This is a genomic window from Arthrobacter sp. CJ23, from assembly GCF_024741795.1.
Lineage (GTDB): Bacteria > Actinomycetota > Actinomycetes > Actinomycetales > Micrococcaceae > Arthrobacter.
In genome coordinates this window covers 2,107,103-2,130,033 of record NZ_CP102950.1, presented here as the reverse complement: position 1 = coordinate 2,130,033, position 22,931 = coordinate 2,107,103, and the positions used below count along the sequence as shown (strand labels likewise).

Annotated in this window: 16 protein-coding genes; 10 read left to right on the top strand and 6 right to left on the bottom strand. The window is 66.0% G+C overall.

The window, feature by feature from the left end; all coding sequences use genetic code 11:
* Positions 1 to 126: 126 nt before the first annotated feature.
* Positions 127 to 4,977 (top strand): NAD-glutamate dehydrogenase, encoded by a 4,851-nt coding sequence (locus NVV90_RS09410; RefSeq protein ID WP_258440880.1) that lies wholly within the window; start codon positions 127 to 129, stop codon positions 4,975 to 4,977.
* An 8-nt stretch (positions 4,978 to 4,985) separates the two neighbouring features.
* On the opposite strand, the gene NVV90_RS09405 is transcribed toward NVV90_RS09410, so the two are convergent.
* From NVV90_RS09405 to NVV90_RS09385, 5 genes are all read right to left on the bottom strand, one after another.
* Positions 4,986 to 6,113 (bottom strand): acetyl-CoA C-acyltransferase, encoded by a 1,128-nt coding sequence (locus NVV90_RS09405; RefSeq protein ID WP_258441124.1) that lies wholly within the window; start codon positions 6,111 to 6,113, stop codon positions 4,986 to 4,988.
* A gap of 185 nt (positions 6,114 to 6,298) precedes the next feature.
* Positions 6,299 to 8,356: a 3-hydroxyacyl-CoA dehydrogenase NAD-binding domain-containing protein gene (locus NVV90_RS09400; RefSeq protein ID WP_258440879.1), complete on the bottom strand. Its 2,058-nt coding sequence runs from the start codon at positions 8,354 to 8,356 to the stop codon at positions 6,299 to 6,301.
* 113 nt (positions 8,357 to 8,469) lie between these two features.
* Positions 8,470 to 9,630 carry an acyl-CoA dehydrogenase family protein gene (locus NVV90_RS09395; protein ID WP_396125394.1) on the bottom strand — a complete coding sequence of 387 codons (1,161 nt, stop codon included), beginning with the start codon at positions 9,628 to 9,630 and terminating at the stop codon, positions 8,470 to 8,472.
* Complete coding sequence (locus NVV90_RS09390; RefSeq protein WP_258440877.1) at positions 9,630 to 10,865, bottom strand: CaiB/BaiF CoA-transferase family protein; 1,236 nt, start codon at positions 10,863 to 10,865, stop codon at positions 9,630 to 9,632. The genes NVV90_RS09395 and NVV90_RS09390 overlap by 1 nt, the downstream gene beginning before the upstream one ends.
* A gap of 33 nt (positions 10,866 to 10,898) precedes the next feature.
* On the bottom strand, positions 10,899 to 12,182 hold the full coding sequence (locus tag NVV90_RS09385) for an MFS transporter (protein WP_258440876.1): 1,284 nt from the start codon (positions 12,180 to 12,182) through the stop codon (positions 10,899 to 10,901).
* A 687-nt stretch (positions 12,183 to 12,869) separates the two neighbouring features.
* Here NVV90_RS09385 and NVV90_RS09380 point away from each other — a divergent pair.
* The 4 genes from NVV90_RS09380 to NVV90_RS09365 all read left to right on the top strand — a co-directional run bounded on the left by NVV90_RS09380 (position 12,870) and on the right by NVV90_RS09365 (position 16,759).
* Complete coding sequence (locus NVV90_RS09380; RefSeq protein WP_258440875.1) at positions 12,870 to 13,901, top strand: LacI family DNA-binding transcriptional regulator; 1,032 nt, start codon at positions 12,870 to 12,872, stop codon at positions 13,899 to 13,901.
* Positions 13,902 to 14,018: 117 nt separating this feature from the next.
* Positions 14,019 to 15,020, top strand: a complete 1,002-nt coding sequence (locus NVV90_RS09375; protein WP_258440874.1) for a VOC family protein — start codon at positions 14,019 to 14,021, stop codon at positions 15,018 to 15,020.
* 26 nt (positions 15,021 to 15,046) lie between these two features.
* Positions 15,047 to 15,589 (top strand): carboxymuconolactone decarboxylase family protein, encoded by a 543-nt coding sequence (locus NVV90_RS09370; protein ID WP_258440873.1) that lies wholly within the window; start codon positions 15,047 to 15,049, stop codon positions 15,587 to 15,589.
* Positions 15,590 to 15,649: 60 nt separating this feature from the next.
* Entirely contained in the window at positions 15,650 to 16,759 is a 1,110-nt protein-coding gene (locus NVV90_RS09365; protein WP_258440872.1) for an alcohol dehydrogenase catalytic domain-containing protein, read from the top strand.
* Between the two features lie 99 nt (positions 16,760 to 16,858).
* On the opposite strand, the gene NVV90_RS09360 is transcribed toward NVV90_RS09365, so the two are convergent.
* Positions 16,859 to 17,389 carry a cupin domain-containing protein gene (locus tag NVV90_RS09360; protein ID WP_258440871.1) on the bottom strand — a complete coding sequence of 177 codons (531 nt, stop codon included), beginning with the start codon at positions 17,387 to 17,389 and terminating at the stop codon, positions 16,859 to 16,861.
* Positions 17,390 to 17,572: 183 nt separating this feature from the next.
* On the opposite strand from NVV90_RS09360, the gene NVV90_RS09355 reads away from it, so the two are divergent.
* Genes NVV90_RS09355 through NVV90_RS09335 form a run of 5 tightly spaced genes read left to right on the top strand, consistent with a single transcriptional unit; the run spans position 17,573 to position 22,917 of the window.
* Positions 17,573 to 18,655, top strand: a complete 1,083-nt coding sequence (locus NVV90_RS09355; protein WP_258440870.1) for a fumarylacetoacetate hydrolase family protein — start codon at positions 17,573 to 17,575, stop codon at positions 18,653 to 18,655.
* On the top strand, positions 18,652 to 19,638 hold the full coding sequence (locus NVV90_RS09350; protein WP_258440869.1) for a C-terminal binding protein: 987 nt from the start codon (positions 18,652 to 18,654) through the stop codon (positions 19,636 to 19,638). The genes NVV90_RS09355 and NVV90_RS09350 overlap by 4 nt, the downstream gene beginning before the upstream one ends.
* Positions 19,635 to 20,939, top strand: a complete 1,305-nt coding sequence (eno, locus tag NVV90_RS09345) for a phosphopyruvate hydratase (RefSeq protein WP_258440868.1) — start codon at positions 19,635 to 19,637, stop codon at positions 20,937 to 20,939. The genes NVV90_RS09350 and eno overlap by 4 nt, the downstream gene beginning before the upstream one ends.
* The gene (locus NVV90_RS09340) at positions 20,936 to 21,982 is read left to right on the top strand and encodes an aminoglycoside phosphotransferase family protein (RefSeq protein WP_309304108.1); all 1,047 of its coding nucleotides are present in this window, start codon (positions 20,936 to 20,938) and stop codon (positions 21,980 to 21,982) included. The genes eno and NVV90_RS09340 overlap by 4 nt, the downstream gene beginning before the upstream one ends.
* On the top strand, positions 21,979 to 22,917 hold the full coding sequence (locus NVV90_RS09335; RefSeq protein ID WP_258440866.1) for a fumarylacetoacetate hydrolase family protein: 939 nt from the start codon (positions 21,979 to 21,981) through the stop codon (positions 22,915 to 22,917). The genes NVV90_RS09340 and NVV90_RS09335 overlap by 4 nt, the downstream gene beginning before the upstream one ends.
* The last annotated feature ends 14 nt before the right edge of the window (positions 22,918 to 22,931 follow it).

Below are 22,931 nucleotides of genomic sequence, written 5' to 3'. Positions count from 1 at the left end.
GAGAGAACCCGGGAAGCGGTGGCTCTGGACGTGTTTCCGGGTGGCGGCGATGATGAAAACATGCGCGGCGACGAGACAATCAACCGCAGTTTGAGCTAGCACCCCGCGTTGTGGAGGCGCATTGGCATGTCACCCAAATCAGGCCGCGCGGGGCATACTGCTGCTGCCGGCGCCATCAAGCCCGACGGGCACTTCCTGGCTGACTACTACGCTCATGTAGCCACGGAGGACGTGCAGGGCTACAGCTCCGAAACCCTCCGGGCCAGAGCGGCGCACCATCTCTCGGTGGCGTCGTCGCGACGCCCCGGACAGGCCGCAGTCGGCATCCTGAACGAGCTGGACGCGAGCATCGTTGCAGTGGTTGCCGAGGATATGCCATATCTGGTTCACTCCGTGATGGCGGAGCTCACCCGTGATGACGCCTCGATCCGGCTGCTCGTGCATCCGACCTTCCAGGTGCTGCGCGATCCAGATTCCTACAAGCTGCTGGGCGTCCGCCCCGGCCGTTCCAGAGAAGGTCTCCGGGAAGAGTCCGTGCCGCCAGCCTGTGGAACATCCGAGATCTGGGTGGCCGTGGAAATCGGCAAACTGGCAGATGATGCAGCCACGAGCAAGCTCACAGAACGCCTGCAAAGGGTGTTGGACGGCGTGCGCGTTGTCGCCGAGGACGCCGCTGCCATCCACGGCAAAGTCTCGGAGGCCGTCGCCTCGGTGGACGGATTCCCGCAGGCTGTTGTGCCGCCACAGGAGCAGCTCCGTCAGTTGCTCCTGTGGCTCGACGAGGGCAACTTTCTGTTTCTTGGGTACACCGAATATGAACTTACGACGGCGGGCGGCCAGGAGCTGCTTGCTGAGCGGCAAGGTTCCCCGCTGGGTCTGCTGAGGCAGCCCGAAGGGGACGCTGCTGGGCAGGCGCCAGGGCTGGCCCAGCTTGGTGGACCCCAGACACTCACGGTTGCCACCTCTGAGGTACGGTCAACCGTCCTGCGGGCGTCTTATCTGGACGAGTTGCGCCTGCAGGTGCTCAACGAAGCCGGGAGGGTAATCGGCGAACGGCGGTTCGTAGGGCTTTTCACGCCCGGCGCCGCACAGCAGTCGGTCCAGCGGATTCCGGTGATTCGCGAAAAGGTTCAGTCCGTCACGGAACGCCTTGGACTCACACCTCGGTCCCGCCGGCGTAAGGAGGTATTGGCCATTCTGGAAACCCTTCCCCGGAATGAGCTGTTTCACATTGAGGCAGATGAACTTGCACGGCTGGCGGGCGAGATACTTCGTCCCGAGGCGCTGCAGCGGATACGTGTGTTCCTTCGGCCCGACAGTTTTGGCCGATTTGTGTCCGCGTTGGTGTTCTTCCCGCGTCGCCGATACAACACGGCTGTGCGGCTACGCATGGAGCAGGAACTCAGGCAGGCCTTCAGGGCGACATCCGTCGAGTTCGAGGTCATGCTGACCGAATCTGCCATGGCCAGGATGTTCTTCCGGATCCAAATAGGTAGTGCCGCGCCGGAAGCCGCAGCGTCCGGCACCACCGTCGTCGACCCTTCCGAAATTGAGCGGCTCCTGACATCTGCCACTCGCTCTTGGTCGGACGGACTCGACGAAATGATCCGTAACCGCTTCCCAGCGGCCGAGGCCGCACGGCTCTCCGAACTGTGGTCGGACGCTTTCCCGCCTGGTTATCGTGCGGTTTATGAGGCGGACGTTGCGGTTGGCGACATCGTCAATTTCGAGACGTTCGACTTGGGCGGCACAAGCGGTAGACACTATGGGGATCCGCTGCTTACGGTTTACGTCAAGAAGGACGGCGCCGCGCCCACGCTGGAGGAGCACGCCCGGATCCGCCTTTATCTGACCAAGCCCAAGAGCCTGACTCAGATCCTGCCGTTCCTGCACAACCTCGGGCTCGAGGTACTGGACCAGCGACCTTTCGAGCTTCGGCGCGGGAGCGGGAGCGGCCAGGATGTGTTTCTTTACGACCTCGGCGTGAAGTATCCGGCCGGCGTTGACCCCGAGGCTAGCAGCGAACTTCTTGCCGACGCTTTCGCCGCTGCCATGCGGGGGGACGTCGAATCGGACCGGATTGACGCGCTCATCATCCGGGAGGGGGTGGGCTGGCGGCAGACGGCGATCCTGCGAAGCTATGCGAAGTACCTCCAGCAGTTGGGGACAACCCACTCGTACGGATTCATCGCGGACACGCTGATAGGCAACGCCCGGGCGACACACGCGCTCCTGGCCTTGTTCCACGGGAAATTCGATCCCGGGCTGGACGGGCCCAACCGGTTCAGGGTCTCAGCTGTCGCAACGAAGGAACTCCTGGCTGCGATCGAGGAGATCCCTGTGCTCGACGCCGACCGGCTCCTTCGCACCCTCATGAACCTGGTGGAAGCAACCCTTCGTACCAACTACTTCCTGGACAAGCCCTACCTGAGCTTTAAGCTGAATCCAGCCGCAATCGCCAACGCACCGTTTCCCCGGCCGAAGTACGAGATCTGGGTCTACTCACCCCGCGTTGAAGGCGTCCACCTCCGCTTCGGAGCCCTGGCCCGCGGGGGTCTGCGCTGGTCCGAGCGAAGCGAGGATTTCCGTACCGAGGTCCTGGGACTGGTCAAGGCGCAGAACGTGAAGAACTCCGTCATTGTGCCGACCGGAGCCAAGGGAGGGTTCTATCCCAAGCACCTCCCCGACCCCGCCGCGGACCGGGAGGCGTGGCTGGCCGAAGGCCTGGACTGCTACCGGACTTTCATCAGCGGGCTGCTGGACCTGACGGACAACCTGGTCACGTCCGCCGGCGGCGAAGAGGTGGTCCCGCCCGAGCGCGTGGTGCGCCACGACGGTGACGACTACTACCTGGTTGTGGCGGCCGACAAGGGAACAGCGTCCTTTTCCGATGCCGCGAACGCCGTGGCGCACGAGTACGGCTTCTGGCTGGGAGACGCCTTCGCTTCCGGCGGATCCGTGGGATACGACCACAAGCAGATGGGCATCACGGCCCGAGGCGCATGGGAATCAGTGAAGCACCATTTCCGCGAGCTGGGCATGGATCCGCAAAGCGAGGACTTCACCGTCGCCGGCATCGGAGACCTGAGCGGCGATGTCTTCGGGAACGGGATGCTGCTCTCGCCCCACATACGACTGGTGGCGGCATTCGACCACCGGCACATCTTCCTTGACCCGACCCCTGATGCGGGAGAGTCCTTCGAGGAACGCAAGCGTCTCTTCGGTCTCCCCCGCTCCTCCTGGACCGACTACGATTCCTCGCTGATCGGCGAAGGCGGGGGCGTCTATTCCCGCCGGGCCAAGGCCATCGCAATCACGGAACAGGTACGGATCTCCTTGGGCCTGGAGCCGGGAGTGGCGTCACTGCCGCCTTACGGGCTCATGCAGGCTATTCTCCGGGCCCCCGTGGACCTGCTCTACAACGGTGGCATCGGAACCTACGTCAAAGCGGCCACGGAAGGCCACACGGAAGTTGGCGACAAAGCCAACGACGCCATCCGGGTCAACGGCAACGAACTGAGGGCCAGGATCGTTGTCGAGGGCGGGAACCTGGGCGTGACCCAGCGCGGACGGATCGAAGCGGCCCTGAACGGCGTGCTGCTTAACACCGATGCGATCGACAACTCGGCCGGCGTGGACTGCTCGGACCACGAGGTCAACATCAAGATTTTCGTGGACAGGATGATCGCGGCCGGCAAAATGCCGGCGTCGGAACGGGCAAGCTTCCTGCACTCCCTGACCGATGAGGTAACCCGCCTTGTCCTGGAAAACAACGTGGACCAGAACATCCTCCTTTTCAACGACCGGCACCTGGTGCTGGAGTGGAGCCCCGGATTCGAGCGGATGATGGACTGGCTGGAGAACGCCGGGGACCTGGACCGCGGTCTGGAGGCGCTGCCGAGCACGGAGCAACTCCACGAGCGGCTGCGGACAGGTAAGGGACTGACCACCCCGGAACTGTCCGTGCTAGCCGCCTATGCCAAGATCGAGCTGGCCAGGGAACTCACCGCCAGAGACTTCGCCGACGATCCGTGGTTCACCCGGGTACTCCGCGGCTACTTCCCTCGCCAGCTGTCGGAGCGCTTTGACGCTGCGCTGGACGAACACCCACTGCGCCGGCAGATCATCTGCACCGTGCTGGCCAACGACATGATCAATGTGGGAGGAATCACCTTCGCGTTCCGCGCCATCGAGGAAACCACCGCAACTGCGGCGGCCGTAGCCAAGGCCTTCGTGGTCATCCGAGAGGCCTACGAGCTGCGTTGGATAACAGGCATGTTGGCCGCACTTCCCCCCAGTATTCCCGGCGAATACGCCGCAGAGGTGGCGCTGTATATGCGCAGGGCGCTGGACCGGGCGACACGGTGGTACGTGACTCACGACCACCGGGACCAGCCCGTCGCCGAGGCCCTGGGCAGAATCGCGCCGACGTTTGGGCTGCTGCTGACCAGGACGCTGGAGTTTCTGCGCGGCTCCGATCGTGACCATACCGAGGATCGGCTGGCGCGTTGGGACGACGTCGGCCTGCCACGCGAATTCGGGAAACGCGCCGCTAATCTGCTGGAAAGCTTCGGGCTGCTGGACATCTCACTCGTGTCGGAGCAGGTGGATGAAACCGTCACCGCAATCGCCGAGCTGTATTACGCGGTTTTCCATCGGATCGGTGCGTTGAGTCTACTGCTGCGCATTACCGACCTGCCCCGGCAGAACCGGTGGGAGGCCCTGGCCCGGGCCGCATTGCGCGACGATGTGTACTCCGCCGTGGCCGACATGACCGTTTCCGTCATGCAGACCACCCAGGGCCTTAATGCTGCAGGTGCCAGTGCGGTGGAACGAATTGTGGAGTGGGAGCGCGGGCACCAGGAGCAACTGGTTCGCATCAAGGAGACCTTCGCGGAGGTCACCAAACCCGGGCAAGTGGACATCGATTCCATCTCCGTGGCGCTGAAACTCCTGCGGACCATGGTGCGGCGGTGAGGCCTGGGTCAACGTGACAGGAGCAGCGCTTCGCCCTGGCCGCCGCCACCGCAGAGTGCTACGGCTGCCTTGCCGGTGCCGCGGCGCTGGAGCTCGTACGCGGCGGCCACCACAACCCGCGCACCGGAGGTACCAATGGGATGGCCGAGGGCGATCGCTCCGCCGTTAACGTTGACTCTGTCCATGCCGATCCCGAGCAGTGTCGCCGAATGCAGGGCTACCGAGGCAAATGCCTCATTGATCTCCACGAAGTCCAGATCCTCCACGCTCCAGCCTGCCGTCTCGAGTGCCTTGCCGATGGCACGGGCGGGTTTGTCCGGCAGCGAGGTGTCCGGGCCGGCCGTTTGTCCCGGGGCACCGAGTACCGCCATGATCTCGAGGCCGTGGGCCTCTGCGTAGCCGCGGGTTGTCAGGACGACGGCGGCCGCGCCGTCGTTGAGCGGCGAGGCATTGCCGGCGGTAACCGTGCCGGATGCGGAGAACGCTGGTCTGAGCCTGCCGAGCGACTCCTCGTTGCTGTCCGGACGCACACCCTCGTCTTTACCTGCAAGCGCGGCCTCCCCGCGGGGCCGCGGCACCTTGACCGGGACAATCTCCGCATCGAAGTGCCCGGCGGCCTGCGCGACCGCTGCCCGCCGGTGGGAGTCGGCCGCAGCCTTGTCCTGTGCGGTGCGGGGAATCCCCAACGCCTCATTGGCACGGTCCGTGGCCAGGCCCATGGCCTGGTGATCGAACGCATCGGTGAGTCCGTCGTGGGCCACAGAGTCGATGAGCGCCGCGTCGCCGTAGAGGTGCCCGGCGCGCGAACCCGGCAGCAGATGCGGGGCGTTGCTCATTGATTCTTGTCCGCCGGCGACCACCACTGCAGCTTCCCCCAACCGCAGCAGCCGGCTCGCGTCGATGATGGCGCTCAGCCCGGACAGGCACACCTTATTGACGGTAGCGGCGTGGGCGCTGAGCGGTATGCCCCCGGCGGCGGCTGCCTGCCGGGCAGGATTCTGTCCTGCCCCCGCCTGGAGTACGTGTCCCATGATGACGGCGTCGACCGCGTCGGGGCGGATGTTGGACCGGTCAAGGGCCGCGGCGATCGCGGTGCCGCCGAGATCGACGGCGGTCAGCGAGGCGAGTTGTCCCATCAGCCTGCCTTGCGGCGTGCGGGCAGCCCCGACGATGACGACATCTGTACTGCGGTTCACTTCTTCTCTCCTTGGACGAGGCTGGATGGAGGGCCGGTTCGCCGGCATGGGTGCGACCCGGTTACCCGGCGGCGGGGTTGCCCGGCGGCGGGGCTACCCGGCGGCGGAGCTACCCGGCGGCGGGGCTACCCGGCGGCGGGGACCGGGACGCGCAGCCCCGGATGGAACTCGGTGCCTGCTTTCCGGTCAAGCAGAGGGGTCAGCCCACCGGTGTGGAACGGGTAATTGGCGCCGAGGATCATGCACAGGTCGATCTGCTCGGGTCCGCTCACCACGCCCTCATCGAGCATCGCTGTGACTTCCTGGGCCAGCGCGGCCAGGATTCTGGCGCGGACCGCGCCGGCATCTGTCGGGTTCGACGCCGGCAGCAACGCGGCCGCGGCGGGCGAGATTCCGCCGTCGTTGTCCAAATAGCCCGGGAGCCCCGCGGCCACGAGCGCCGCCAGGCTGGGGCTCACACCAAAGCGCTGCGGGTACGCCCGGTGCATGGCCTGGCAGATATGCAGCTGCACGGCCGGGCCGATGAACTGGAGCAGCCGCAGCGGAGCCATGGGCAGGCCCAGCGGGTCCAAGGCATCGTTCACGACAGCGGGATCGGCGCCGTCGTCGACCAAGGACAAGACCTCGTCAAGCAGCCGCGTCAGCACGCGGTTCACCACGAAGCCGGCTGTATCAGTGGCGAGTACGGCCGTCTTGCGCAGCCGCCGGGCCAGCTCAAACGCCGTCGCAAGCGTCGTCTCGTCCGTATGCCGCGCGGTGATGATTTCGACCAGTGGGAGCACGGCCACGGGGTTGAAGAAGTGGAAGCCGATCAGCCGCCCCGGGCGGGTGAGGGCAGCGCCCATGGCCTCAATGGACAGCGAGGAAGTGTTGGTCAACAGCAGGGCCTCCGACCGCAGCAGCGGTTCGAGCTCAGCGAACACCGCACGCTTGAGCTCCAGTTCCTCAAAGACCGCCTCGATGACCACGTCGCAGTCCGCGAAAGCTGCCTTGTCCGTTCCTCCGGTGACCAGGGCGCGGATGGCGTCAGCGTCGGCGGCTTGCATGCGCCCCCGGCGAACGAGTTTGTCCAGCTGCCCGCCGATCCAGTCCATCGCGGCATCGATGCGCTCCTGGGACAGGTCCGTGATCCGTACCGGGACGCGCAGTTGCTGCGCGAAGAGAAGGGCGAGCTGGCTGGCCATCAGCCCGGCACCGACGACGCCCACCGATCGCACCGGCAGCGGCTCGGCGGTCGGCCTGCCCGCGGGTTTCTTCGCCAGGGACTGAGTGAGGTGGAAAGCGTAAATGCTGGCGCGGGCCTCATCGGAGAGCAGCAGCTCGCCGAAGGCCCGGATCTCCGCCGCCTCTCCGGCCGGTACGGCGGTAAGGGCTGGGGCGGCCGCCGCCGCGGCGAGCAGCTCCAGGGCGCGGTAGGGGGCGGGAGCGGCACCGTGTAGGCGGGCGTCGATCTGCATCCGTAGGGCCTCCAGCGCTGCGGATCCTGCGACGGCGCCTGAGGTCTCCTGCTCCGCCCTGTCGCCGGCGCGGGCCGCCACGGCCGTGCCGGAGAGGATGCCGACGGCGAATTCCAGGGATGCCGCCAGGAATCCGTCTTCCGGCAGCACGGCATCGACCAGGCTAAGCTCGGCCGCGGTGCGGGCGGAGAGGTTGTTGCCCGCGAGGGAATCCGTGACCACCAAACGGGCCGCCTGCGCGGGCCCGAGTAGTGCCGTTGTGCGCGGGATGCCGCCCCAGCCAGGCACCAGGCCGAGGCGGACCTCGGGAAAGCCCAGGGCCCGGACCGAGTCCGCGGCCGTGCGGTAGTCCGTGTGGAGAGCGAGTTCCAGCCCCCCGCCCAGTGCGGTCCCGTTGACGAACGCGAACGTGGGCACCGGAAGAGACGCCAGCCGGCCGAGCACCTCCAAGCCCCGCCGCGCCACGTCCTCGGCCTGCTCCGGCGTGGCAGTCTCCGTCATCATATTCAGGTCCGCGCCGGCGCAGAAGACCGAGCCCTTGCCCGTCACGGCCACGGCATCCACTCCGGACAGGTCCAAGGCGCACACTGCCGCATCAAAGTTGGCCAGCGACGCCGGGCCCAGGGTCACGGGGCGGTGGCCGGGGTTCTCCAGGGTCAGAACGGCAAAGCGGAAACCGGCATGGTCAACATAGGCGGTGCAGGTCTCGGTAACGGTTTCTGGCACAAGACTTCCTTCACACATAGATAAGGAGAGGACAGCAGGACCCGACACTTGAGGGGTCAGGGTTGCGAAAGCGCAGGGCAGGGGAATCCCCGGGCTGCGGAATCGCCGCGGCGCTACGAGAAGCTCGGGACGCCGGTGATCGCGCGGCCCATGATCAGCGTATGGATCTCGTCGGTCCCCTCATAGGTGCGCACGCTTTCGAGATTGTTGGCGTGCCGCAGCGGTGAGTATTCGAGGGTGATCCCGTTTCCGCCGAGCATAGTGCGGGCGGAACGGCAGATCTCGATCGCCTGGCGGACGTTGTTTAGCTTGCCGAAGGAGATCTGCTCCGGTCGCAGCCTGCCGGCGTCCTTGAGCCGCCCGGTCTGGAGGGCCACGAGCGTTCCCTTCTGGATCTCCAGGACCATGTCCACCAGCTTTTGCTGGGTGAGCTGGAACGAGGAGACCGGTTTGCCGAACTGGGTCCGCTGGTTCGCGTACGCCAAGGCGGTCTGGTAAGCGTCACGGGCGGCTCCCATGGCGCCCCACAGGATGCCGTACCTCGCCTCGTTAAGGCAGGAGAAAGGACCACGGAGACCGACCACGTCGGGCAGTACGGCGCCCTCAGGCAAATGGACGTCCTCCAGGGTGATGTCGCACTGGATGGAGGCGCGCATCGAAAGCTTCTCGGAGATCGGGGTGGCCAGGAAGCCCGGGGTGTCGGTAGGCACGACGAAGCCGCGGATGCCGTCCTCGGTGCCCGCCCAGATGATCGCAACGTCGGCGATGGAGGCGAGACCAATCCAGCGTTTGGCTCCGTTCAGCACCCAGCCCGACCCAACACGATCGGCCCGGGTGAGCATGTTGGCGGGATCGCTGCCCGCGGTTGGCTCGGTGAGGCCGAAGCAGCCGATCAGCTCACCCGCGGCCATGCCAGGCAACCACTGCTGCTTGTGCTCCTCGGAACCGAACTTGGAGATCGCGCTCATGGCCAGCGATCCCTGCACCGACACGAAGGTGCGGATGCCGGAGTCGCCGGCTTCGAGCTCCATGGCTGCGATCCCGTACTCGACGGCGCTGCGGCCGCCGCAGCCATACCCCGTCAGGTGCATGCCCAGCAGGCCCAGGCTCCCCATTTCCTTGACCAGATCCTGGGGGAAGACCGCGTCCTCGTACCAGGCGTTGATGTTGGGTCGGATGCGGTCGTCGACGAACTGGCGGACCTGGCTGCGCAGGTCGATCTCCTGCTGGCTGAGCAGGGAGTCGATGTCGAGGTAGTCGGTGGCGAGGTCGATCACTGGTGTGCTCCCATTGGCTGGTTGTTGATGCTGTGGTGGTGTTGCGGGGGTTCGATGGCAGGCGGACCGTTAAGCCAGGCGCGCACTTCGTCGGCGTGTTGCCCGAGCCGTGGTGGCCGCCGAAGGTAGGAGACCGGCGTGTCGGACAGGGTGATCGGGTTGGCAGCAAGGTCCACGCTGTCCTGGTCGGTGCCCACGGTGATACGGGCAGTCAGCCCAAGCTCGCTGGCCATGGCGAACGCTTGTGAGATGTCGTTGACGGGACCGCAGGGAATCCCATGGGCTGACAGCACCCGGTACCAGTGGGCAGCAGTCTGCTCCACGGTCCGTGCCGCTATGGTCCGATCCAGTTCATCGATGTGGGCGACGCGGGCCGTGTTGGTTGCGAAACGGGGATCGTTCCCTGCCTCGGGGATTCCAAGCGCCGCGCATAGTTGCGCGAACTGCCGGTCGTTGCCGACCGCTATGACGACCGGCCGGTCGGAAGTCGGGAACAGCTGGTAGGGCGCGATGGAAGGATGCCGGTTCCCCAGGATGCCGGGGACCGCGCCCCCGGCCGTGTAGCCGACGCTCTGGTTGACCATGCTGGACAGCAAAGTACTGAGCAGGTTGACCTCGACGAGCTGGCCCCTGCCGGTGGTCTCGCGTGCACGCAGGGCGGCCAGCACACCGATCGCAGCGTGCAAGCCCGTCAGCACATCGACCAAGGCAACGCCGGCCTTGACCGGCTCACCCGGGCCCGGACCGGTAACGCTCATCAGTCCTCCCACGGCCTGCACCAGCAGGTCGTAGCCCGGCAGGGCGGCGGCTGCCCCTTCCGAGCCGAACCCGGTGACCGAGCAATACACCAGCCGCGGGTTGATCGCGGCGAGCTGCTCATAGGACAACCCGTGCCGTGCCATCGTGCCGGGACGAAAGTTCTCGATCAACACGTCAGCACGCCGAATCAGCTCGACCAGATCGTCGTGATCTGCCTGTTCCGACATATCGGCCGTGAACGATCGCTTGTTGCGGTTCACCGACAAGAAGTACGTCGCCTCATGATCATCAGTGAACGGTGGCCCCCAATGACGGGTGTCGTCACCAGACCCGGGACGCTCTACTTTGATCACGTCGGCACCAAGGTCACCGAACAACATCGTCGCATAGGGCGCCGCCAGCACCCTGCTGAAATCGGCGACGACGATCCCCGTCAGGGCGCCGAGAGGCGGATCTTGCGAATCAGCAGTCATTTGACTCTCCTTACGTGGCGATTAGCAGGGTGATCAGTGGGTGGCCGCGCGGGCCGCGTTGTTGAATAGGGAGGGCCGCACGATTACCATGATCGCGGCGGCCACCAGGGGCAGCGCCGTGACCTGCAGCAAGCCGGCTCCCTGCCAGCCGAGCATCGGCACCAGCGCCGCGAACAGCAGCCCCGAGAAGGCGGCCGAGCCGTAGTAGCAAGTGACGAACAGACCGGCGGCTCGCCCGACTTGGTGCGGACGGACCGCCCGCTGGATCGCACTGTTGGTGTTGGGGAAGAAGACACCGGTACCGAAGATACCCATCAAGCAGGCGAAGACACACTGCCAGACGAACGATGCCTGCACTACGTAGATCAACACACCGATTACCGCCATCACGACCAAGGAAACCATCAACAGGGTCCTCTGGTTGATCCGATCACCGATCCAGCCGCCGAACAGCCCTGCCACGCCTCCAATGCCTACGAAGCTGAGCGCCAATGCGGCCTCTCCGGTGGATACGTGAAGCTGAGTCGTCAGGAACGTCGGGTAGAGACCCAGGAACCCATACAGGGCGAGGGCACCGCACCCGGAGGCGGCAGCGATCGCCATGGAGTTGCGGTTGTAGGCCTTGGCCGGCATGTAGTCGTAGGAGCCCTCGGCGCCGGTCATGCTGATGGCCCGCTCAGTGAACTTTGGGCTGACCACAAACATGGCGACCACCGCGATCACCAGGCCGAGCAGCCCGAAAATGAAGAACGGGGCTCGCCATGACCCAAAATGGCCGGCGAACATGACACCCAGTGGCGGACCGAACGTCGCACCCAGACCGAACGCGAAGCCCAAGACGCCCAAGGCGAGGCCGCGACGATTATGGAAGAACGCGCCCACCGCGGCGAACAGTGCGGCGGCCTGCATCCCTTCCCCTAGACCCGAGATGATCCGGTACAGGGCCATATCGCCCCACGAGGATGCCAGCGGCGTAGCCATCGTGCCTAGGGAATAGACCACAATGCTGACTATCAAGACCGTCTTGCGTGAGAAGCGCTCCACCAGGAACCCTGCGGGAATGCCTGCGACGGCCATCCCCAGGGTGAAGATTGTGGCCAGCAGTCCGCCGGCTTGCAGGTTGAATCCGTATTCCGTGCTGATGGTGCTCAACAGGGGCGCAAAGACCTGCCGGTCCATCGCATTGAGCATGAACGTGAACGCCAGCACCCCAAGCGAAACGCCGGCCACCACCTTTGTGGGCAGGCCCTCAGGGTTGTTCTTTACACGGGACGGTGAAGGGCTGGACGGGAGTGCATCCATCGAGATCGCATCCATGGGCTCGGGGTACGTGGGCACAGCGGTGGAACCAGCTGCAGCCGGGGCTTGACCTGCGCTGGAAGGGGTCGAGTGGGACATCGTTGTCTCCTAGTCGAGAGAGGTTTGCGTTCGCGTGCGGATTTGACCGGCGGGAAGTGGGCAGACCGGAAGTGCCACAGGGCGGGCCCGTTCCGGTCTCACCGGAAGTCACCTACCGTGGCCGCCGGTGGACACACTGGTCCCTGCCGCTCTACAGCCCTTGGGCAGCGGTTCCTCCTGACCCAAGTCTGTGAGGCGGACTCCCCATCACATGAGGGGGAAAGTAACCAGTGCTAACGATAGCACGAGTCGAGTGCGAGTCAAGAGAGGATTTTGATTGTGAGTTGCTGTTGCCGGTGGCAGGCGGACAGGAGGGGAATCTCTTGGTCGAACCAAGCAGTTGACGCCCGGGTCTGACTCACCTCGAGCCGGGCCGAGTGGCAGGAACCGCGCGCGTCATCGAATCAGTTCCCTCGGGAGTTGACGCGAGGCTTGATCCTGGTCGGGCCTATGCTATCGTTAGCACATGCGCGCCGCGCACAACCATTGCTACCCTCAAGGGGGGCTTCGAACAGGCATCGGCGTGCTGGGTGGCCGCAATACTACACAGTCCCAGGCCATTCCCCCGCGTGCGATGATCCGCTAACAGACTTGTCAGGAGGAACGATGGTCACGACCAAGGATATCGCTGCACATCTGCAGCTGTCAGTCTCCACCGTCGGTCGAGCGCTGGCGAATGACACCCGCATCAGCGAGCAGACCAAGGTCCGCGTCCGGGAGGCGGCCTCCGAGCTGGGTTACGTGGGCAACCATGCCGCCCGGATGATGCGGGGCGCCTCAAGCAATGTTGTGGGGCTGGTCATCCCCGATATTCGCAACAGCTTCTACAACACCATCGCGCACGAACTATCCGCGATCATGGCTGGCGAGGATTACCAGCTGATGCTGGCCGAGACGTTCGACGATCGCCTCATCGAGCGGCGCCACCTGCGCGAGCTGTCCGCCAGCCGTGCGGCGGGCGTGGTGATCGCACCGACCCCGGCCCCACACAGTGATTCGGTCAACCTGCTGCGGGGTATGCCGCACGTCCAGTTGCTGCGAAGGCACTCGTCCTTGGGCGCGCACTGGTTCGGTCTCGATGATCGCCGGGCGCTGCAAGACGCTACGACGCATCTGCTGGATCTGGGCCACACCCGGATCGCATACATCGGCCCGCCGGCCGACCTGCCCACCGGCCGGGAACGACTCGAGGGCTACCGCCTGGCCCTGCGCGACCGGGGCGTTTCGCCGCGCTCCAACCTGGTCGAACTCGGCCCTCCGGCCTCGCCCGAGCACGCTCAAGAGGCAGTCCGTCGCTTGCTGAACTTGCCGGGCCCACCAACCGCCATAGTCCTGGGGTCCGTCCTGCACACCGTCGGCGTGCTGGACGGCCTGCTGGAGATGGGAGTCGACGTCCCCACGGAGCTGTCCGTCGTCGGCTTCGGCGATCAGAGCGGGTTCTCCTGGTGGGGACCCGGCCTGACCACCATCAGTCTCCCCATCGGCGACGTGGCCAGCTCCTGCGGGCTCTGGTTCATCCGCCGACTCAACAACCCGCCGACCGGCAACGACCCCTACGAGTCGACGTCGGTGGGCTGGCTTTTGCCGCGCGGCAGCACTGCCGCACCCCCGGCGGCGACGCGCGAGCGCTCCGCCTGAAACCGCTCCACCAGCAAGAGGCACGCGCTTGCGTGTGTACCAAAAAACGCGCGCTTGCGCGTCCTACAAGTAAAATTGCTAACGATAGCACCCTCGATTCCATTGGAGATAGACATTATGCTGCCACCGGTCGATCTGCGCCCCCCGTTCAACATCACCCGAACCAGCCATCTGCGCCTTAATGTCGCCGACCTGGCCGAGAGCCGCGACTTCTACACCAGGGTCCTCGGCCTGGTGGTGACCGAGGAGGACGAGTCAACCGTCTACCTGCGCGGCCTGGCCGAGGCCTGTCACCACAGCCTCGTGCTGGAAAAAAGCCGCGACGGCGGCACGGCCCGCCGGATCGGATTCCGCGTCTTCTTCGAGGAGGACCTGGACGAGGCCTACCGCTACTTCCGCGACCGCGGCCTCCCCGCCGAGTGGGTGCAGATGCCGCACCAAGGCCGCACCCTGCATGTCTCCGACCCGGTCGGGACGCCACTGGAGCTGTGCGCAACCATGGAGACCCGGCCCCGGCTGCACATCAACTTCGAGCAGTACCAAGGCGCCCACGCCCAGCGGCTGGACCACTTCCAACTGCTCACACCCGACGTCTATGAGTTGTGCGCGTTCTACAGCGCACTGGGATTCCGCAACTCCGAGTACCTGGAGTACGGCGACGATCTGGTAGGCGCCTTCATGTACCGCAAGGGCACCTGCCTTGACCTGGCCATGGTGCCCGGCGACGGCCCAAGCCTGCACCATTTCGCCTACACCGTCTCCGAGAGCCATGACATCTTCACCGCCTGCGACTTCGCCGGCATCTTGGGCTACGGCGACCAGGTGGAGCGCGGCCCCGGCCGCCACGGCCCGGGCGGCATGCTCTTCGCGTACCTTCGCGATCCGGACGGCCATCGCGTCGAGGTCTTCAACAGCCACTACCAGACCATAGATCTCGAGACCGAACCCGTGCGCTGGGACGCCGCATCGGTCAGCACCAACGCTCGCTGGGGGCTCCCCGCCCTGGAGCAGTGGTACTTCGAGGCCTCGCCCTTCAACGACGTCCCCCTGAAGTCGCCGGCCGTCCGTCCTGCCCCGATGACACTGGAGAAGTTCCTGTCCACCCCCCAGCCCCGCTGACCCCAACCCGACTGGAGTATCAAATCATGTCCCGAGTTCCCTCCCTGTCCCGCGACGACGCAGCTTCGGTCCACCAGCAGCCGCTGTGGGATCGCCTCGAGGCCGAGCGCAAACTGCCGACCGCCAACATCTTCCGCTCGCTGGCCAACGCCCCCGTTCTGCTCGACGCGTTCTTGTCCTACGCCAACGCCATGCGTGACGGCTCACTGCTGAGCCCGAAGCTGCGCGAGCTGGCGATCCTGTCGGTCGGCCACGCCAGCGGCTCGGAGTACGAGATCGCCCACCACCAGTCGCACGGACGCAAGGCCGGTCTCACAGACGAGCAGCTGGCCGCTGTGGCGGACGGCGCGAGCCCGGAGTCGTTCAACGAGGCCGAACGTGCCGTGATAGCCCTGGCACGCGAATCGACCACCAAGGTGCACGTGTCCGATGCCACCTGGGCGGACGCGGCCAAACACCTCGACGACCAGCAGATGGTGGAGCTCACGCTGACCATCGCCTGGTACAACTCCGGCGTACGAATCATGGGTCTGCTCGACATTGAGCTCGAGGACGGCTACCGCAAGTAACTTTTCCGGCAGGCCCACTCCCTCACAACAACCCTTTTCTTCCCTAGAAGGAGCCCGTCAATGGCGACGATGCGCGCAGCCCGACTGCATAAGATCGGCGAACCCATGTCGATCGACACCATCGAAGTACCCAAACCCCGGCCCACCGACGTTCTGGTCAGGGTAAAGGCCGTCGGCATCGTGCCGAACATGGCAAACGTGATCAACAATTGGCCCACCTGGTTCCCCCACCAGCCCATCCCTGCCTTCCCGGCCATCTTCGGGCTTGATCCCACCGGGGTAGTGGAGGAGGTCGGAGAGTCGGTCATCAACGTCAAGCCCGGCGACCGGGTGTACGTGAGCCCGCTGCGATCCTGCGGCAGCTGCTACGCCTGTTCCGGGGGCACCCCCAGCCGCTGCCGCTACTACACCCTCAACGGGTATTTCAGCACCTCACGCGACGGCCAGCGGATCTTCGACCTCTACCCTTATGGCGGGTTCAGTGAGTTCATGACCGCGCCACAGCAGGCTCTGGTCAAGATCCCCGACAACCTTCCGTTCGAGCTGGCCGCACGTTTCGGCTACATCGGCACCGCCTACGGAGCGCTCCGACTGGCTGGCGCCGGACCGGGCACCGTGGGCCTGATAGACGGCATCACCGGGACGCTGGGTGTGGCCGCGACTGTGCTCTGCTTGAGCATGGGAGTGGCCAAGATCCTGGGCACGGGCCGCAACGAGGAGCTACTCCAGCGGGTGAAGGCACTGGCACCGGGCAGGATCGAGGTAATGAACCTCGGCGAGCAGTCGTCCGGGGAGTGGGCCAAGGCCCGGACGCGTGGCGACGGCGCCCACTTCGTGATCAGCGCCCTCGGGGCCAGGGCGGACGCCGCCACCATGGTCGACTCCATGCGGGGGGTCCGGCGCGGCGGACGCGTGGTCAACGTCGGCGGGGTTGCGGACGAGGTCCCGGTGGACATGAAGTGGCTGATGGACGAGCAGGTCCAGATCATCGGCTCGAACTGGTTCACTGCGGCCCAGGGGCAGGAGATGGCCGATATGATCGAGACCGGCACCCTCGACCTCACGTACCTGGAGACCGAAGCGTTCCCATTGTCGGACGTCAACACCGCCATCTCCGGACGGCTGAAAGACCCGCGCGGGGGCTTCAGCAACTACGTCGTCATTCCCTGACGACACAGCGGCCGGTGGTCCACTTCATGGACCACCGGCCGCCGTGTAGGGGGGGGCGCGCGTGCGCCCCCCTACCTCTGCACTGGCCCCCTATAGCACTTAGGCGCTGACGCCGGTGAGCACAAACGCCACCGTCGCCGGCGCCTGCGCTTTATTCCGCCAGGCATGCCGTGCGGCGAGCTGCACGACGGTGTCGCCAGGCGTCAGGCGCACCTGCGCGCCGTCGTCCAACTCGAGCCAAACCTCCCCTTCCAGCACCACCCCGTAGTCGACGCTCCGGGTGCGGTGCTTTCCGTCCGGCTCAAACACCGTAGCCAGGTCCGGTGCGTAGCTCGCCAGTTCCTCACCCGCTGCGGTTGGATCGAAATCCGGGCTCAGCACCACCGATTCAGGGGCGTAACGCACGATCACGAAGCTTGCACCGCCAGGGCCTGGGACCACCGGCCCGTGATTATCGGTGGGCTCGGCTTCAGGTGGCGCGGTGGAGGGCACCCCGGGGGTAAACCAAACCCGGATCTGGGCCTGTCCAGGCATTGTCTCGAAATCGTGGCTGTTGGGCACCGTCCCGTCCGACACGAACACCGACTTTCCTGCCCCGTCCGTACCGGTGACCACTCTGCGCACTGTCACTTCAGTTCCTCTCATTGGGGCATGCGATCGTTAGCACTATCTCGCGGCTGGCCCACTCTGTCAATGATTCATGAGTCGGCGGCAATTCGGGGCTCCTCATCAGAGATCGCGCGCAGTCGCAGCATGATGGATCTATGTCGTCAGGGGGTGACGTCTCGTCCGCCGCTATGCTATCGTTAGCACATGATCGAAGATGACGACCAACATCCACACTTTGCCCCTACCGGCGTCGTGCTGGCCCAGGCAGGCTTGCCGGAGGAAACAGCGGCGGTCTGGCTGGTTCACCGGGACCGGGCGCTCCCGCTGGGGAGGTGGGCGGAGCAGTGGCCGTGCGCAAGGTTCACCTCGGTCACCGATCTGGTCCGGCAATGGGCCACCCATCGCGCCGGGCTTCGACGGTTGACCGATCTGCCCCAGACCGCGCTGGCGATCGCTGAGACTGGCATTCCAGTCGCCTCGCTCAGGCTGGAGGCTCCGCTCCGGCCCGGACAGCTGTTCTGTACCATCGGCAACTACAGGCGGCAGGTCATCGAGGCCGCTGTCGACGGCGGTGACGCAGCCGACGCCGATCGTCTGCGCGCAGCCACCGTGCAGGCGCTGAAGCAGCGACGCCGGGATGGCGCCCCCTACGTCTGCCTGACCAGCATTGACCGGGTCGGTACCCCGGAGGGTGAGCTCGTTCTGGATCCGGACGTGGACACCCTGGACTGGGAGGTCGAGATCGGTGCCGTCATCGGAGCGTCCGGCTCGAAACTGACGCCGTCAGATGCGCACGGGGTCATTGCCGGTTACTGCGTGGTCAATGACCTGACGATCCGCTCCCGCGTCGTCCGGCCCGACCTCCCCGTGCTGGGCAGCGACTGGTTGCAATGCAAAGGGATGCACGGATCGCTCCCGCTCGGACCGTGGTTCGTGCCCGTGTGGCAGGTCCCCGACCCTTCGGCGCTCCGGCTGCAGCTGTCCCTCAACGGCACTCTCATGCAAGACGACACTGCCGACGACATGCTGTTCAGCATTCCCGAACAGCTTTCGTGCCTGTCCCGGCACACCCGGCTTCGCCCCGGCGATCTGCTCTGCACCGGGTCTCCAGCCGGCTTCGGCCTCCATCACGGCCGCTTCCTTCGCCCGGGAGACACCGTCAGAGCATCGGTGTCCGGGCTGGGAGAACAGATCACCCGCTGCGTGAGCCCCACCTCTTATCCGATCAATTTCCACCCGATTCGGGCCGCACAAGGCTTGACCACGACTAAGGAGAACGCGCTATGACCCCGCAGCAGACCGTCCTGCTGACTGATCGGGCCTGGCCCGACGACAGCATCGAACGAGGCATCCTCGAAGACGCCGGCTTCAGTGTCGTCGCCGGCCCTGCCGACCCGGCGCCGGTCGAGACCATCGACGCCCTGGTCGCCGAACACCAGCCGGCGGCCATCCTCACCTGCTGGGCAACTGTGTCCGCCGCAGCGATCGCATCCTCGGCCCCGCTGCATGTCGTCGCCCGGATGGGGGTGGGCCTGGACAACATCGCCGTTTCCGCAGCCACCGATCATGGAGTGCAGGTCACGAACGTACCGGACTACTGCGTCGCGGAAGTCTCCGATCACGCCGTCGGGTTGGCGCTGGCCTGGACCCGCGGCCTGGTCACCGCCGACCGAGACGTCCGCGCCGGTAGATGGAACCCTGCCGGGGCTCGGCTTCGGCGCCTCTCGAACCTGACTTGCGGCGTTATTGGGTACGGCCGGATCGGCAAAGCCACTGCCGCCAAGCTGCGGGCGCTCGGAGCCCGCGTTGTGATCAGCGATCCGCACGCTCCTGCCGACACAGGCCTCGAGGTGCTGTCCCTGGACCACCTCCTCGCCACCAGCGATGTTGTCGTCCTGCACGCACCCTTGGTCCCGCAGACCCATCACCTGATCGGCGAACGGGAGCTGGCGCTTCTGCCGCAGGACGCCTTCCTGATCAACGTCAGCCGCGGCGGACTGATCGACACCACCGCCTTGCTCGCTTCCCTGGAGGCTGGGCATCTCGGCGGAGCAGGATTGGACGTCCTGGAGGAAGAGCCAACGGTTCCCGCAGAGCTGCTGACCCACCCCGGGGTGATCGTCACCCCCCACATCGCCTTCGCCTCCGACGCGTCGATCATCGACCTGCGCCGCAGCGCCGCCGAGGAGGTCGTGCGCGTCCTCCACGGCGAACCGGCCCACTACCCCTGCAACACCCCGTCCGCCCTCTCCACTGGAGTGTCATCTTGAGCACAATCCACACCGTCCATGGCCGACAGATCTTCGACTCCCGCGGCCGCCCGACCGTCGAGGTCGACATTATCCTCGACACCGGCGCCGTTGCCCGCGCCTCAGTACCCTCCGGGGCTTCCACCGGCACCCACGAAGCCCACGAGCTGCGCGACGGCGACCAGTCGGTGTTCGGCGGCCTCGGGGTTACCGCGGCAGTCGACAACGTGAACGGCGAGATCGCCGCCGCGCTGCGCGGCTACGACGTCGACGACCAGCGGGCTATCGACGAGCGGCTGCGGGAGCTCGACGGGACCCCCAACCTGTCGCGGCTCGGTGCCAACGCCGTGCTCGGCACCTCGCTGGCGGTCTGCCGCGCCTCCGCCATGTCCAGCGGGCTGCCGCTGTATCAACGGATCGCTCAACTCGCCGGCGTCGACGAGCCGGTGCTGCCGATGCCGATGGTCAACATCCTTTCCGGCGGCCTCCACGCCGGCCGCGGTATGGACGTCCAGGATTTCCTGGCCGTACCGGTCGCGGCCACCTCCGCACTCGAAGCGATCCAGCTCACCTCCCGCGTCCGCGCGGCTGCCGCTGGCCTCTGCGCCGAACGGGGGCTGCCGACCCTGCTGGCCGACGAGGGCGGCCTGAGCCCGGGCTGCCGCACCGGCGAGGAGGCCCTCGAACTCATCACCCAATCCATTGAAGCCGCCGGCCTGCAGCCCGGCACTGACATAGCCATCGCCATCGACGTGGCTGCGACCTCCCTGTACGACAGCAACGCCGGCGACTACCACCTGCGCCGGCAGGGACGGCATCTCAGCACCGCGGACATGATCGACATGGTTTCGTCCTGGGTCGACCGTTTCGCGATCGTCTCCATCGAAGACCCGCTCGACGAGGATGACTGGGCTGGCTGGCAGACGCTGACCAAACGCCTCGGCCATCGGGTCAGGTTGATCGGCGACGACCTCTTCACCACAAATAGCCAACGGCTCGCCGACGGCATCTCCCGCGGAGTCGCAAACGGGGTCCTGGTCAAGGTCAATCAGAACGGCACCCTGACGGGCACCCTCGATGTGGTCGCCGAGGCGCGCGCCGCGGGTTACGCCCCTGTAGTGTCTGCACGATCCGGGGAGACCGAGGACGACTTCCTCGCGGACTTGGCTGTCGGCACCGCAGCCGGGCAGATTAAGATCGGATCCGTGCGGAACTCCGAGCGACTCGCGAAGTACAACCAGCTGGTGCGGATAGCCGAGGACTCGACGCTCGGCTTCAGGAATCTGCCCACATTGGCCTTGTCCGCTGACGGTGGCCGATGAACGGCGCCGAGCCCCGGACCCGCGTGCAGGATTTCCTGCGCCGCCACGAGCTGATGCAGCCAGAGGAACAGGCAATACTTACCCCCTTGACCGGTGGCGTGAGCTCGGACCTGTGGCAGGTGTCCCTGCCTGGGCGAACACTTTGCGTGAAAGGGGCGTTGGCCCGGCTGAAGGTGACGCAGGAATGGCACGCGCCCATCTCCCGCAACCGGGTGGAGTACGAGTGGCTGCAGTTTGCCGCCGCCGTCGCTCCCACGCAGGTCCCCGAAGTGCTCGCCCACGACGAGCAAGACGGACTGTTCGCCATGCAATTCCTCCCGCCCGAGGACTTCCCGGTCTGGAAGGACCAGCTCCTTGCCGGGCAGGTAGACCCGGCCGCCGCGCACGCCGTCGGCGACCTGGTCGGCCGGCTGCACTCGGCGAGCGCCAAGGACCCCTCGGCCGCGGACCTGTTCGCCACCGACGACAACTTCAGCGCCCTTCGCATCGAGCCCTATTTCCGGGTCACCGCCCGTGCCAACCCCGATCTGGCCGACCGGATCGAGGAGCTCGCCGCGGTGACCGCCGGCACGCATCTGACGGTGGTGCACGGCGACGTCAGCCCCAAGAACATTCTTCTCGGTCCGCATGGCCCGGTACTGCTCGACGCGGAGTGCGGCTGGTTCGGTGACCCTGCGTTCGACGTCGCGTTCTGCCTGAACCACCTGCTGCTCAAGGCGATCATCGTGCCCGACCACACCGCGCGGCTGCACCGCTCTGTCCGCATGCTGCTGGATGGCTACGCCCGGCACATTGACTGGGAGCCGGCGGCAGACCTGATGGGCCGGGTCGCGGCCCTGCTGCCGCTGCTCGCCCTGGCCCGCGTCGACGGCGCTTCCCCGGTGGAGTACCTGGCACCCCCGCAACGCGGCCAGGTGCGCGACCTTGCCCGGGCCCTGATGTCCCGGCCCGGATCGACCGTCGACTCGATCGTCGACGAGTGGATGCTGACGCCCGGTGCGGCCGTCGCCGGCACGACGCACATCAAGGAGCAGACCCTGTGACGTTCTCCCTGTCCACCGTCCGGATCGACGGAACGCCCACCCCCGTGCTCCGGCTCCCTGACGGCCGCCTGTACAGGCTCACCGACCTCGCGCCCGAGATACTGGCCGCCAATCCGGCGGCCGGGCTGATGACCGTCTTCGCCAACTGGGAGACCGCCGAGCCCCTGCTGCTTGCCGCCGTCGACGCCCTCTTGAGCAGTCCAGTCGGGCCGGTCGCCGAGCCGGCAAAGCCCGAGGACTGGCTAACACCGCTGCAGTACCCAAACAAGGTCATCTGCACCGGCGCCAACTTCTACGACCACGTCCTCAACGACGGTGGCCACACGGACTTCTCGAAAGAGGACAACATCCCGGTCTTCTTCCTCAAACCGCCCACCACCACCCTCGTCGGCCAGGGTGGATCCGTCCACTACCCCACCCAGACCGAGAAGTTCGACTACGAGCTTGAGCTGGCGTTCGTCATCGGCCGGCGAGGCCGGCACATCCCGGTGGACCGGGCTCGTGAGCACATCGCCGGTTACACGATCGCCTTGGACCTGTCGGCGCGGGACTGGCAGCGCCATCCCAAGCACCTCGTCAAGTTTGACCTCTTCGGCGGCAAGGTCTTCGACGACAGTTGTCCGCTCGGGCCGGGCATCGTACCCGCACGCTTCATCGACGACACCAGCCTGCAGCTGCAGTTTTGGCTCAACGGCGAGCTCCGGCAGGATGCCAACACCTCCGACCTGATCTGGTCGGTGCCCGAGCTTGTCTCCCGGATCAGCGAGCACGTGACCCTCGAACCGGGCGACGTCGTGCTCACCGGAACTCCCGCCGGTGTCGGGCTCAGCACCGGGACCTGGATGCACGTCGGCGACCAGCTCCAGGGGCGGATCAGCGGCCTCGGAACAATCAGCGTGCAGATCATCTCCGCCGAGACAGACCGACCGGGCTGACCACCTGCGCACAT

Excerpts from the sequence above, each read along its gene's own strand:
- NVV90_RS09410 (WP_258440880.1), top strand. The coding sequence starts at position 127 with ATGTCACCCAAATCAGGCCGCGCGGGGCATACTGCTGCTGCCGGCGCC.
- NVV90_RS09405 (WP_258441124.1), bottom strand. The coding sequence starts at position 6,113 with ATGGGACAACTCGCCTCGCTGACCGCCGTCGATCTCGGCGGCACCGCG.
- NVV90_RS09390 (WP_258440877.1), bottom strand. The coding sequence starts at position 10,865 with ATGACTGCTGATTCGCAAGATCCGCCTCTCGGCGCCCTGACGGGGATC.
- NVV90_RS09385 (WP_258440876.1), bottom strand. The coding sequence starts at position 12,182 with ATGGATGCGATCTCGATGGATGCACTCCCGTCCAGCCCTTCACCGTCC.
- NVV90_RS09380 (WP_258440875.1), top strand. The coding sequence starts at position 12,870 with ATGGTCACGACCAAGGATATCGCTGCACATCTGCAGCTGTCAGTCTCC.
- NVV90_RS09375 (WP_258440874.1), top strand. The coding sequence starts at position 14,019 with ATGCTGCCACCGGTCGATCTGCGCCCCCCGTTCAACATCACCCGAACC.
- NVV90_RS09370 (WP_258440873.1), top strand. The coding sequence starts at position 15,047 with ATGTCCCGAGTTCCCTCCCTGTCCCGCGACGACGCAGCTTCGGTCCAC.
- NVV90_RS09365 (WP_258440872.1), top strand. The coding sequence starts at position 15,650 with ATGGCGACGATGCGCGCAGCCCGACTGCATAAGATCGGCGAACCCATG.
- NVV90_RS09355 (WP_258440870.1), top strand. The coding sequence starts at position 17,573 with ATGATCGAAGATGACGACCAACATCCACACTTTGCCCCTACCGGCGTC.
- NVV90_RS09350 (WP_258440869.1), top strand. The coding sequence starts at position 18,652 with ATGACCCCGCAGCAGACCGTCCTGCTGACTGATCGGGCCTGGCCCGAC.
- NVV90_RS09340 (WP_309304108.1), top strand. The coding sequence starts at position 20,936 with ATGAACGGCGCCGAGCCCCGGACCCGCGTGCAGGATTTCCTGCGCCGC.